Source organism: Paraburkholderia elongata, assembly GCF_013177735.1.
In the GTDB taxonomy this organism is placed as follows: domain Bacteria; phylum Pseudomonadota; class Gammaproteobacteria; order Burkholderiales; family Burkholderiaceae; genus Paraburkholderia; species Paraburkholderia elongata.
The window spans coordinates 1-12,440 of the sequence record NZ_WOEZ01000040.1 but is presented as its reverse complement, the minus strand read 5'-3'; the positions used below and the strand labels follow the sequence as shown (position 1 = coordinate 12,440).

At 57.9% G+C, this 12,440-nt stretch carries 10 protein-coding genes, 1 tRNA gene and 4 pseudogenes; 4 read left to right on the top strand and 11 right to left on the bottom strand.

The window, feature by feature from the left end; genetic code table 11:
• The first annotated feature begins 23 nt into the window (after nt 1–23).
• Nucleotides 24–99: transfer RNA gene (locus GNZ13_RS07475), tRNA-Arg, on the top strand.
• Between the two features lie 54 nt (nt 100–153).
• Here GNZ13_RS07475 and GNZ13_RS07470 read toward each other — a convergent pair.
• From GNZ13_RS07470 to GNZ13_RS07455, 4 genes and pseudogenes are all read right to left on the bottom strand, one after another.
• The gene (locus GNZ13_RS07470; RefSeq protein WP_268959141.1) at nt 154–1,185 is read right to left on the bottom strand and encodes a tyrosine-type recombinase/integrase; all 1,032 of its coding nucleotides are present in this window, start codon (nt 1,183–1,185) and stop codon (nt 154–156) included.
• Nucleotides 1,098–1,445: a helix-turn-helix domain-containing protein gene (locus GNZ13_RS52105; protein ID WP_236001855.1), complete on the bottom strand. Its 348-nt coding sequence runs from the start codon at nt 1,443–1,445 to the stop codon at nt 1,098–1,100. Before GNZ13_RS52105 ends, GNZ13_RS07470 begins: the two co-directional genes overlap by 88 nt.
• Nucleotides 1,445–1,768, bottom strand: coding sequence for a hypothetical protein (locus GNZ13_RS07460; RefSeq protein ID WP_172161922.1), 324 nt, complete (start codon nt 1,766–1,768; stop codon nt 1,445–1,447). Before GNZ13_RS07460 ends, GNZ13_RS52105 begins: the two co-directional genes overlap by 1 nt.
• 251 nt (nt 1,769–2,019) lie before the next feature.
• Nucleotides 2,020–3,060 (bottom strand): annotated as a pseudogene (locus tag GNZ13_RS07455) (toprim domain-containing protein); the annotation flags it as partial.
• On the opposite strand from GNZ13_RS07455, the gene GNZ13_RS07450 reads away from it, so the two are divergent.
• Nucleotides 3,028–3,948, top strand: coding sequence for a phage portal protein (locus GNZ13_RS07450; protein WP_172161920.1), 921 nt, complete (start codon nt 3,028–3,030; stop codon nt 3,946–3,948). The pseudogene GNZ13_RS07455 and the gene GNZ13_RS07450 sit on opposite strands and share 33 nt — an antisense overlap.
• A 19-nt stretch (nt 3,949–3,967) precedes the next feature.
• Here the strand turns inward: GNZ13_RS07450 and GNZ13_RS07445 are convergent, their stop codons facing one another.
• From GNZ13_RS07445 to GNZ13_RS07425, 6 genes and pseudogenes are all read right to left on the bottom strand, one after another.
• Nucleotides 3,968–4,849, bottom strand: a complete 882-nt coding sequence (locus GNZ13_RS07445) for an HNH endonuclease (protein ID WP_172161918.1) — start codon at nt 4,847–4,849, stop codon at nt 3,968–3,970.
• A gap of 4 nt (nt 4,850–4,853) precedes the next feature.
• Nucleotides 4,854–5,732: a hypothetical protein gene (locus GNZ13_RS07440; RefSeq protein ID WP_172161916.1), complete on the bottom strand. Its 879-nt coding sequence runs from the start codon at nt 5,730–5,732 to the stop codon at nt 4,854–4,856.
• Between the two features lie 762 nt (nt 5,733–6,494).
• Entirely contained in the window at nt 6,495–7,115 is a 621-nt protein-coding gene (locus tag GNZ13_RS07435; protein WP_172161914.1) for a hypothetical protein, read from the bottom strand.
• Between the two features lie 263 nt (nt 7,116–7,378).
• Nucleotides 7,379–7,528: pseudogene (locus tag GNZ13_RS52100) on the bottom strand (tyrosine-type recombinase/integrase); the annotation flags it as partial.
• Entirely contained in the window at nt 7,512–7,787 is a 276-nt protein-coding gene (locus GNZ13_RS07430; protein WP_115781380.1) for a BrnA antitoxin family protein, read from the bottom strand. The gene GNZ13_RS07430 and the pseudogene GNZ13_RS52100, both read right to left, overlap by 17 nt.
• Nucleotides 7,759–8,040, bottom strand: coding sequence for a BrnT family toxin (locus GNZ13_RS07425; RefSeq protein ID WP_172161912.1), 282 nt, complete (start codon nt 8,038–8,040; stop codon nt 7,759–7,761). The genes GNZ13_RS07430 and GNZ13_RS07425 overlap by 29 nt, the downstream gene beginning before the upstream one ends.
• Before the next feature lie 223 nt (nt 8,041–8,263).
• Between GNZ13_RS07425 and GNZ13_RS07420 the strand changes: the two are divergent.
• Together GNZ13_RS07420 and GNZ13_RS07415 are read left to right on the top strand one after the other, a co-directional pair.
• Nucleotides 8,264–8,737 (top strand): annotated as a pseudogene (locus tag GNZ13_RS07420) (phage portal protein); the annotation flags it as partial.
• Between the two features lie 313 nt (nt 8,738–9,050).
• A complete protein-coding gene (locus tag GNZ13_RS07415) occupies nt 9,051–10,559 on the top strand; it encodes a multicopper oxidase family protein (RefSeq protein ID WP_172161910.1) in 1,509 nt (502 codons plus the stop codon).
• Between the two features lie 1,666 nt (nt 10,560–12,225).
• Here the strand turns inward: GNZ13_RS07415 and GNZ13_RS07410 are convergent.
• A pseudogene (locus tag GNZ13_RS07410) lies at nt 12,226–12,440 on the bottom strand (IS91 family transposase); the annotation flags it as partial.

Genomic DNA, 12,440 nt, shown 5'->3' with positions numbered 1-12,440 from the left:
GGTTGCCGCGCTTTCGTGTTGAAGCGCCCGTAGCTCAATGGATAGAGTACTGCCCTCCGAAGGCAGGGGTTGCTGGTTCGATCCCAGCCGGGCGCACCAACCCTGACAAGGGTTACAACGAATCCACCCGTTTTCTCCCCCTCCGAACTACAGCTAAATTGCAGCTAACTGCGGTATAGCTGGCACCATCATCGGCTGCACCCACTGAGCCAGGTGATCAGCCGACAGGTGCGCGTACCTCTGCACCATCTCTAGCGTTTCCCATCCCCCCAGCTCCTTGAGTACCTGTAACGGCGTGCCGCGCTGCACATGCCAGCTTGCCCACGTGTGGCGCAGATCGTGCCAGCGGAAATCGCGGATGCCGGCGCGTTTGAGCGCTTTTGTCCATGCGGCGGTTACCGTCTGGTAGACCGGCTTGCCGTGGTACACGAACACGCTTTCGACGTGCTCGGGCTTGTGCTTCTTCCCGCGCTGCCGCAGCAGCACAGCGATTGCCGTGTCCGACAGCGGCACCGTGATCGCCTTGCGGGCTTTCGCCTGGTCCGGATGAATCCACGCGACGCGCCGTACGATATCGACTTGCGACCACAGCAGGCCGGTCACGTTGGCCCGGCGCAGCCCGGTTTCGAGGCTGAACTGCGCCATGTCGGCCATGTGCGTTGGCAGCTCGGCCAGCAGACGCCCAGCTTCCGCTGGGGTCAGCCAGCGTATCCGGCGCGACACCACTTTCGTCTTTTTCGTCTTTGGCGCCCGGTCGATCCACTCCCATTCGACCGCGGCGTTCAGCACGGCCTTGAGTACGCCGATGACGCGATTAACCGTTCCTGCACTGACGTTACGCCCGAGCTTCTTTGGACCTTTGCGCGTCTGCACGACTCGCGGCTCCATCCGCTTTATGTGCGCAATTGCGTCAATACGGTTGCGGTCGATATCCACCAATTGCACGCCGGACAGGTGCTGATCGAGCCAGCGCAGGTGCGTCTTGCTGGTTTCGAGACTCGACAGGCCTTCGCGGTCGGCGACATAGCGGACGACCGCATCGTTCCAGGTGTAACGCGGCTTGTGGCCGAGCTTCACCTGATCCCATAAATCGGCTTTCAACCGGTCATGGAATTCCTGCGCCTTGGCTTTGTCCTGGGTGCCAGTGCTGCCTTGTAATGCTTGTCCGCCTCCCGGCGGGTACAGCTTGTAATACCAGTTGGGACTTGAACTACGTTTAAAGAGCGACATGGTTGTGTTTCCTTAGCCTGATCGCCCTGCACAACTCGCGGGATCCATTCTCCCGCCAGATAGCGCTGAAGGGCAACCAGCGAGAAGATCCAGCGTTTTCCGACTTTCCGGCCCGGCAGGTCGCCGGCCTTCGCTTTCAGTCGCACCGTTTCTGGGTGGGCGCGCAGCAGGGCGGCGGCGTCAGTCAGCGCCAGCGTTTTCGACCAGGCGTCCATCAGCCTGCCCTCCGGCGCGCACCGCAGCGGACCACACGCAGCGCAACACGTGGACGCGTGGGTGGCATCTGGTCGATCACTAAGTGCCTGATTTCAAAGGGAACTGACACCATCAGTTGCCACGAGTCACCCTTGGCGGACTCGTGGGACGCGTGGCCCGAAAAATAGGCACCCCGTCCAATTGATGGCAAATCGGGGTCAACCCATGGCACGCCGATTTCTTCAGATGCCTTCCTTTCCGAGCCTTCTTTCTTCTTTTCTTTCAATAATTTAGAGAGAAGAGAGAAATACGGGACGCAGCGACGACCCGAAAACGGACTCATGGCAAAACGGCGGCGACTCGTGGCAAACGACCGGTGACTCGTGGCGGTACTCTTCTCGATAATCAAAGACTTACGTGCGGTCGGTGGAAAAAACCATGTCTCGCGTGCGCTGCCTGTGCCTCGCCCGGTGCGTAATCGGCCCGCCGGGCTTGGTTGTGCCGGCCTTCGCGCTTCTGGCCGGTCCGGACGAACGAGCGAGGCGGGCCGGCGGCCCATCTGGCGGTGTGGTTTCATAAGGGGTACGAAATTCATCAGCACATGTCCTCCCGCACGGACACATGCAGGCCGAACGCCTCAAGGCGGCGCAGCGAGATAGCCGTCAGATATGGCACGCGACGCATGAAGATGCGACGCTCGACCTCTTTCGCGCCGACCACGACGCCGGCCTGCTGGAGCTGCTTCTTGAACACGCGGTCGGACTTGACCGGCAGGCCGTTCCATTTGTCGCGCAGGCTGCCGGTGTGGGCGATGTGATCCATCACGTGACCGGTGCGCAGCAGGATGCAGAACTCGCCGTCGACCATGTCGAACGTGTACGGGTGCTTGTAGTTGCCGCCGTCGATCTCGGACAGCACGGTTTCCAGAATCCAGACCCACGGCTCGCGGTCGGCGCTCGTTTCGGCGATGTGGCCGTTCATTTCCGCGAGCAGGTCGTGTAAAAAATCGCCTTCGCCGTCATCCATCCCGGCAAACTCGCAGAGGTAGCGCCACGCCAGCGCGACGGCCGCGTAATTGCCGGCCATCCGCAGCGCACCGTCATCGGCGCCGCTCGCGCGGCTGTTCGTCAGGCACTGTTCGCGCAACGCGCGATACTGGTCGAGCACGGCGCGCCTGTTCAGACCGGCGAGAAATTCCAGCCATTCGCGTACAGGAAAGCGCGGCAGGTCGTCGGGCAGCAGCGGGCCGCGCTTGCCGGTCAGGGTGGTGCGAACGAGCTTGCCGAGCAGGCTGCGCACGGGCACGTCTTCACCGGCCAGCATGACCGGGGCGCACAGCAGGTATTCGGTCATCTCGGCGCCGCGTCGCGTCACCGTGTACTGGTAGTTTTCCTGGAGCAGTCCGACCGCCTTGTCGATCACTTCCTGCCGGCGTGCGGACAGTTCTTCTCAGCCGACCGGGTGGCTCGTGTGGCTGATGCTCGTCAGGAGCCGGAATTCGGTCTGCAGGCTCTGCACGGAAAACATCGTGAAGGCGATCGTGCGCTCAAGCCGCTTGATCAGCGTCGACTTGCCGGCACCCTTGTCGGCCTGCACGGTGATATGCGGCCAGAATCCGAGCATCGCTTTCAGGTGCCGAGGTCGCCATTACTGCGCGGCGCCATCGCCGGCAGCGTGCAAGCCGTTACCGGCGCGCATTCCTGTGTCGACGGCTACTTCAAACGCAACGTGTTATCGGCGACGTTCATTCCGCACAGGTTGCTCACGCGCGAGGTGTTCGATAAGTGGGCGCTCGATTTCCTCACGTTCGGCAATGGGTATCTTGAGCTGCGAAAGAACCGGCTAGGCGGGCCGCTCGCGTTCGAGCGTGCGCCGGCCAAGTACATGCGCCGCGCGACGGACCTTCAGCGCTTCTACCAGGTCAATGGGTGGCAAGCGTCGCACGAGTTCGCGGCCGGGACCGTTCATCACTTGATGGAACCGGACATTAACCAGGAGGTGTACGGCTTGCCCGAATATCTCGGCGCCCTGCACGCGGCATGGTTGAACGAGTCGGCGACGCTATTTCGCCGGCGGTATTACGAGAATGGTTCGCATGCGGGTTTTATCCTGTACATGACGGATGCGGCGCAGAGTCAAACCGATGTCGACAACATGCGCGAGGCGTTGAAAAACAGCAAGGGGCCAGGCAATTTCCGCAATCTGTTCATGTACGCGCCGAACGGCAAGAAAGACGGTATCCAGCTCATTCCCGTTTCAGAGGTCACGGCGAAAGATGAGTTTTTCAATATCAAGAATGTCACGCGCGACGACTTGCTCGCGGCGCATCGCATCCCGCCGCAGCTCATGGGGATCGTGCCGAGCAATACAGGGGGCTTTGGCGCAGCCGACACGGCGGCCGAAGTATTTGGACGTAACGAAATCGAACCCCTGCAACGGCGGTTCGCGCAGCTCAATGAGTGGCTCGGCGACGAGGTTGTGCGCTTTAATCCGTATTCGATCAAGACGTCGAAGGCTGCTTAGGTTTGCCTTTGCCGCTCTTTCAGCGCCCCCGAACCTTTGTGAGAAAAAACTTAAGGATTTCGTCTGACGCCGCCTTGCTTGTGATGGGTTCGCCGCGACCTTGAGTCGGTTTCCAACCGGCAGTTTCGTCCTCTAATTCATTTAATGCTTGGTCGTGCGTTGGCGATGGCAACATAACTTGGAACATTTCGTTGCCGTAGATAAGAACGAAATATAAATATGGAATGTTTGAATATTCGGCACGCCGACGCAACACCCGCGTCGTAATTTTGTCATTCGGCATTGCGCCGGGAGCGACCGTATAGATGACGGATAGGTTCCTTATGAAACCATTGCTGTTGTCCGCCTCTCGAATCCACGCAATACATTCTGAGAAATACTCTATTTCAGATTCCGGCATTAGAGAAAGTCCCATTTTGACGAAGGCCTTCAGGACCTCTATGGGCGTGTACGGATCCCGTTTTAGCCGCAGGGTGATTTGTTTGATGTCAGGATCGACGGCGAAGACCGGATCTCCTTCGCGATGATCAATGTTAAAGCTGTTTTTGTCGTCGTCGTATTCGATACGCCATCCCGCCGCTTCACTTTTTAGCGTAGGTACACCATTTTTCCCTCTAATACGTGCAAATGTCCGCATTGGCATTGACCAATTTGCGAAATCGTTTTCGATTGTGCGACCGAAAAGAGCATTGCACTCGTCGCATTCGTACGCGGAAAAGAGGCTGTTGTTGCCTAATGATTGGGGGATTGCGTGCGCTAACTTTCTGAATGTGGCGACGGGAGGCCGTTCACCGCAAAATCGGCAATGTCGATTCGTCGGGTCGCCGAGAACTGGAAGTTTCTTTCCCGGTACAAGTAGCCATGTTCCGCTCACCTCATAGCGCTCAGCATAGAATGCCAAGGATTCATCTAAGGGGTCGATGGTTGTTCTCCGAGTCAGATTTTTCTTTAAGGATTAGAGGTAGATGTACGCCGATGAACAGAAGAAAAGAAAATGCTTTGAGGCTGTTAATTTCATTGCCGTAGTCCCAAGATTCACCATGCATGACTTGGTGGCGGTTTAGTGCTGTGAACGCTTGCCCCGAAGCCCCGGCAGCGATCTTTCTTTCGGCGGCACTTTTTAAAAAATCCAGCTCGCCTAGAATGAGAAGGGGATATAACAGATCTGCATATTCGAGGTCACCTTCGAGCGACGCGCGAAGCGCTTTCAATCCTTTGGCGCTAAGAGGTGATTGGAGATCACTAATTTCGCTAAGCAAACCGTCCGCTTGAGCAATGAAGATGGGTATTGAAAGGAAATAACCATCAGTAGTTGACGTCTTGTGCGCCTGTACGGCGGCAGTAATGACCGCCGCCCTTTTTGGGTGCCCCTCAATCAAGTCTCGCACCGAAGACTCAAAGTTTTCGCGATGATACTTGACTAGGATGCCGTCAACGTCATTAGAGCCGGCAACATCAAGCTTCTCCACGAGAGTGAGGACGCCCTCTAGTGAATCATTCCAGCCGAAAAACCAACCGCTTGATGCCGCCAAAATCATCGCACTTTTCGACTTCTCGGGGAGGCTGTCCAAGCGTCGTTTGACGTCGGCCCAATCGACTTTACTTAAGGCGACAAGTGGGCCTTGAAGGCTTGCTGCTGCGTTTTCGGCGGCTGCGTGGATCTGCTTAGACAATTCTTCCAAAAAGACCGCGCCTTTCGCGATGGCATCAGCGTGGGGCTCGAGTTGTTCTGAAAGCCATTTTGCTATGTAGTCGGCGACCGTCACTGGCTTACCCGTTGGCATCGTTCCCTCGGACGCGGATATAGTCTGATGTGATAGTACACGTCCCCACGGCGATATATCGACGGGAATGGTCGCGAACGCCTCGAAATCTCGACTTAGGCCGCTGGCGATTCAGTCTGGTAGACGAGCGGCACCGTCATGTCGCTTTTTACAGTCCCCTCCCCGCCTGCCCGTCCCTTCGGTGTCTAGTTTTGATGCAGTTGCCGGCATGCGGTCTCGGCGCATGGCTGCAAGCTGTCGCGATTGAATTAAGGACGCAAAAGGGATGCATTTTGATGCAGGCGATGTGATTGCCTGGAGGTATGGGCTCAGGCGCATTGCGGCGAGCGCACCTCACTTAGTCGTGTTGAACGCGACTATGTTTGACGCCTACAAATTTTGCACAGGGGACAATAGATCCGCCGTTCCCAGATAGCTCTGGTTACATCCCACGGCGGATTGCGACTGCGTCACATAAGTTTTATGGAACGAAGCATAGACGCTGTCCCGCCAATGGCAGTGACCGGACAAGCGGGTACAGGTGTCAAAGATACAAACGGGACCGGACCCGCTGTCGAGAATCTTCGGTTGCCGATGATTCTGGAGTCGGTTCGAGAGGGTGCTCCAACTGAAAGATTACCCCTTCAGCCGATCTGATTGCCAGTTGAACGTCGCGGTCACCGCTCTGGTCGAGCTTGCGCAAACGCGCCAAGTAACTAGTCCATTCCTGAACATCTGCATAGAAACTTGGCCGATCGGGAAATTTAATAGCCATCTTTCACCTCACCAGCGCAGGTCCGTCAACTGGTTGACGGTCTCGTTCACCATGTCCGCGAAGAGCTTGGCGTGTAACGCCATGCCGCTCATACGCGTCGTCGGTAAGTTACTTTGATAACCCAAAACTCCTACTTGTGCAAGCGCGGTGCAAATTATGTGCGCGAACTCCAACGCAAGGAAAGTTGCCGGTTGCTGCTTTTTCGGAAATCCATTGCGTTGCAATGCCCTCAGGTAGGCTTGTTCACTACGGGTGACAAAAAAATTCGCAGCGCCAAAGTTTTGCGGAAGAGCTTCGATTTGACCCCAAAATATTGATCCGTCAGGGCCTATGGCCTCCAGTTCAGCAAATCCTGGGTTGGCTAGCATCACGAGAATGTCCGTCGAGCTGAAGGAGACGGACTTCGGGTGTACATGAATCACCTTGATCTTTCGGGTGGCGTCCGCCCCCGCCGAAGTCACCGCTTGTGGAATCGGCACAGTGTTTGCTGACCCTATGCTTTCCCCAATCGTCTTGCCATCGACTAGGTCGTACGCCAACAAATACTCGACGTTCAGGTTCCGCACCTTCTGTAAGCAATACAGCCGATTCTTGTTGTCGATATGTTTTTTGACTTGGCTGCTTAGCATAAGACGCGCTATCAATTATAAAAAACGATAGATCTTTCTTATAAAACTCGATCCTATCGAACCAATCAGTGCATAAGATAAGGTTTTTTTGGGATATCAGCTATGAAGCACCGTACGTCTCACGGATTGTCGCATAGCGGCTCCGGTCGGAAGCGAGTGGACGATGCGCACGTGCAAATTCGTTACTGATCACTGCAGCTAAATTGCAGCTGGAGCTCGGTTTCTCTGCTTCATCGTTTCTCCCCAGTACAGTGAAAATACAGTCAGCCGGCGACCGTCTGCAGGCCGGCGACCTGTGTGTGGGGCTGTACCCAGCGTGCTAGGTGATCGGCCGACAGGTGCGCGTAGCGTTGCACCATCTCCAGCGTTTCCCATCCTCCCAGCTCCTTTAGCACCTCATGCGTGGTGTGTCTTGAGCCAGTCGCGCAGCGCGTCATTCATGCGCGTTTGCCAGCCTTCGCCGCTTGCTCTGAAACGCTCGACTATCTCAGCGTCGTATCGAACCGTTACCGCGACTTTCGGGTGCGCGAGCTTCGGCCGGCCGCCGCGCGGCTTCATCTGTGCGAACTGTTCATCGGTCGGCTCGAACGTGTCAGGGTCGGCCGCGATGCCGCGAGCAATCGCGGCTTCTTCTTCGGGCGTGTTACGGATCAATTTGGGTTGCTTTTTCATAGCGGTCTATCTCCCGGTTGTTCGCCTTGCGCAGACTGATAACCCGAAAGGTTTCGTCGCGCTGCGTGAACACGACGCAATAGAGGCGGGCGTCGATCACGGCATAGCCAATTTCGCGCAACTCGCCGTAATCCTTGCGGTCGTCGGGTGCGCACCATACGGACGACCAATCAATCGCTTCGGCGATTGACAGAGATGCGCCGTGCTTCTGTTCGTTGGCGTTGCTCTTGGTTTGGTCGTGAGTCGTTTTCATATGGTTATTGTAGTTACAAGAACTAAGGGCCGCAACAGGTTTTTGTAACTACGTTTACTTGCCTGACTTGCAAAAGTGGTTTCGGTGTCGGCCGCTCGTCGGGGCGTCGCGCGTTTCCAGTTCGAGCGCGGTCGTATATCCGCCGTCTTGCGCCTGACACGTCACGATCATGTCGACGCGGGCCGAGCAGTCGCGCCACGCAGCGCGCGCCACGTCGAGCGCGTCGGCGACTCTATTTCGCCGGTGGTATTACGAGAATGGTTCGCACGCGGGTTTCATCCTGTACATGACGGATACGGCGCAGTCGCAAACCGATGTCGACGACATGCGCGCAGCATTGAAAAACAGCAAGGGGCCAGGCAATTTCCGAAACCTGTTCATGTACGCGCCGAACGGCAAGAAAGACGGCATTCAGCTCATTCCCGTTTCCGAGGTCACGGCGAAAGACGAGTTTTCCAATATCAAGAATGTGACGCGCGACGACTTGCTTGCGGCGCATCGCATCCCCCCGCAGCTCATGTGGATCGTGCCGAGCAATACCGGCGGATTTGGCGCGGCCGACACGGCCGCCGAGGTATTCGGGCGTAACGTAATCGAACCGTTGCAACGGCGGTTCGCGCAGCTCAATGAGTGGATCGGCGACGAGGTTGTGCGCTTCAATCCGTATTCGATCAAAACGCCGAAGGCCGCCGCGTGAGCGACAGGGGTTTCGTCCGAAGCGGGCATGTCACGAACGGCAATTGGGCGCGCCAAGCGCGCCCAATGTATGCGGTCGAATGGCTCTGATCGACCCGTTGCCGACGGTGGCGTAGGCGCGACGGGTGGCGGTTCTGCCGGTCAAATCCGACGCCCGGCGGCCGAGCCCGGATGCAGGGTTTTCAACCGGAGCGCACGTTCGAGGACCGTGTGAACTATCCGTTCCTGGTCACAACGATTCGATCGCAGTTGCTTGACCCTCCCATCGTTGGAATGTCTACGCTGCACAGAACCGTAAGCGAAAGGAACAATCAATGTTGATATCTCGCCGCAAATTCCTGCTGACGTCCGTCGCCGCCGCATCGGCGGCGCTTGCTGCATGTGCGCCATCGGCGATCAGCGGTTTCAAGTCAGTCACCAACGGAAATAATGGCAATACGCCGCGCCGTCTAGTTGCCGAGACCCGTTCGATCGAAGTCAACGGCCGCGCCGCGACGGTGTTCGGACTGCGTCAGCCAAACGGCACGCGCGGCCTGTTCCTTGACCCGGGCGAGCGCATCGCGGTCGAACTGGAGAACCGCTTAAACGAGCCAACCATTGTTCACTGGCATGGGCAGGAGCCGCCGCCCGACCAAGACGGCGTAAGCCAGTTCGGGGTGCCGGAACTTCAGCCGGGCGAGCGCCGTGCCTACGATTTCGCTGCGCGTCCCGGCACTTACTGGATGCACTCGCATCACGGCTTTCAAGAGCAGCAGTTGCTCGCCGCTCCGTTGATCGTGCGCACTGCCGACGACGTTCGGGCCGACATTCACGAGGTGACGATTTTTCTGGAGGATTTCCTTTTTCGCGACCCTGCCGAAGTCATGTCGGAACTCCGACGCGGGAACGCAAACCGGATGGATGCCATGGCAGCATCGAGCCGGCACGAAAACCCTCCCGGCATTGGTGACATGCCGGGCATGAGCAGAGTGGCTGGCGTCGACATCCGCGACATACCAAATCCGATGCCGATGAAAATGGACCTCAACGACGTAGACTTCGATGCCTATCTCGCCAACGATCGAACACTGGAGGATCCGGAAATCATTCGGGTAGAGCGAGGCGCAAGAGTTCGCCTACGCATTATCAACGGAGCGTCATCCACGAATTTCCACGTTCACCTGGGACGATTGCAGGGTACGGTCGCCGCTGTGGATGGCGACGCCACCTGGCCTTTGAGTGCGAACCGCTTCAATCTGGCAATGGCCCAACGCATCGATATTCTTCTTGAACTTCCCAGTGAAGCCGGAGTGTGGCCTGTGCTTGCCGTGCGCGAAGGTGATCGACAGCAAACGGGCGTCATTTTCGCCACTTATGGCGCCAACGTCGGCAAGTTCGCCTCTGTAGCAATCGAAAAATCTGCAGCGCTGGACTTCGATCAGGAGGTTCAACTGTCAGCGGCCAAGCCTCTGGCGTTACGCTCCGCCGATGCGCATTTTATGCTGATGCTAACCGGCTCAATGCACCCCTATGTGTGGAGATTCAATGACAGGGGATGGGACAATCGCGCCATCGTGAAAATTCGGCCCGGACAGCGAGTGACGATGACCTTTCACAACGTGACGATGATGTCCCACCCCATCCATCTGCATGGTCATCACTTTCAGGTCGTTGCGCTCAACGGCAACGCGTTCTCCGGCGCGTTGCGGGACACAGTGCATGTGCCCCCAATGGCAAAGGTCACCGTGGCGTTCGATGCGGACAACTCAGGTCGCTGGCTAATGCATTGCCACAATCTCTATCACATGCTGGCCGGTATGATTACCGAAGTGGCCTACGCCTGACGTGAGGCGGCCAGCCTCACGTCAGGATTGCGGCGCTTGTGGCACCACCGCTGTCGGCGCGCTAGTGCTTGGCAGTTGTGGCTGCTTCGGTCTACGAGTCTGCGACCATTGTCTTCGAGACAAGGGGCAGCTTTAGCTCAACAACGGACGTTCGCGAGCTGACGACGAAAGACCGTAGACGGCCGGACTGAGACCTAGCCGCCTCGCGCTCGCGACGCACGGCCGCGCAGTCAGTCGAGCCGAGGTGGACGCCCCGCGCTGGCCGGAGTCACTCCCACCGGCTTTCCATCGCCCGGTGACACGTTTAATTTGCGCCTGCAAACGCTTGTCTGCCAAGGTCGAGCGGATGTCAGCACGCGTCGACGCAGCGGGTGACACATTTATTGACGCAACGCAAAGAACCGATCGCCAGTTATGACCTTCGCATGTACCTTTCGGGGCTGCACAGCTACGGCAAGCAGTAGGAAGAATGATTACGCGCTTCGATGACTCGAGGCGGAGTTGGCAGCAGCCGTGGCCGAAAACGTTTGCGGGTCTTTACCCATCCTTTTCCGCGAGCCTTCCTACTTCGAGGCTGTGTCGAAGTGTACAAGAATGAAATCACGGGCTTCGATGCCCGCTGGCCACGACCGGAAAAGCGATCATGAGACGCATCTATCTCATGCTGCCGATCCGCTATGCGCGCAGACGAACATATGAGCTTCTGTTGCGGCGAGTGGAGTGGCGGCGCCCATGTAGTGGCCAACCGTAACCTGGCGCTCGACGGTTTGCCGGAGGCTACGCTTGCGAAGCGCAACGACCTGCTATCCGCGCTCGCTCGAGGGACGGCGGTGGGGAGTGTAGCGAGAGGATCGTGTGGAAGAAATCCAGCAGATAGTCAGGCTTCACCACGCCGACGCAGGAACGGACCCGACCATTCCCACGTTTCCGTCGGCTCGGAGAGAACGGACGGGGCCCACCTATAGACGAGGACGCCATCGACAAAAAGCTCTGCGGGGCATGCCCACCCACATACGCTCGTGCACAGTTTTGCAATCACACAAAATTGGGGGAAGCGATGGAATTCTTGCTTGGCCTGGCAATAGGGACGTCTTTGGGCGCCAGTTTCGGCGTGCTCGTCGTGGCGTGGCTTCGGGCATGCAAAGACGAGGGCACGACGTTTCTTCCACATCCGCCGTTTCATGAATGAGCGACGCCCGAAGCTACAAGGTCAAGGATGTGGGCTGCGCATGCCCTCGGAAAAACCTTGACTGACCGCCTCAGGGCGTGAAGCGGACTGCCGGCATATCGAAGCATCAACGGCTCGTCGTGTTAAGGGTTGTGCGATGCCTGCCCTGAAGCCGCATGCATGTGAGCGCGCCGGTGAGCCAGCGGGCAGGCGTCGCACAAGCCTCGATGGAGGAAACCGCGGAGTGCTCCGATGCGGTGGGAACCTTACCCGACTATGGCGATTGAAGAGATCGCACTGTCAATCGGGCGATGGGGAACTGAGGCAAACCAGACGTTAGATGGGCGCAGGCGCGGTTGCGAAGCTGCCACAGGCGATGATCGTGACGACGGGGCGAGCGCGGAAGGACCTGGCTGAAACGACCAGCGCAACTGTCTCCTGTTGGCTCTCGTTGCCGAAGAGCTGACAGTCGGGTTGAATACCTTGATCCACTTGCGCTCATGCTGCGTCTCGCTGCGCGGGCGGTGCCCGGATCGGCTGGCTGCGGTGGAGGATGTCGATGATGATCATCGGCGAGCCGCAGTGCCGGCACACGAAGGTGGGCTGTGCAGTGTCTGGCGAGGTGTTGTCGCTAACGGGCGCGATATCGACGGTTGGTACGTGCAACAGCTCGCGTATCTTCGCGAGATTGTCCCGCCGCACCGGGTTGGCAA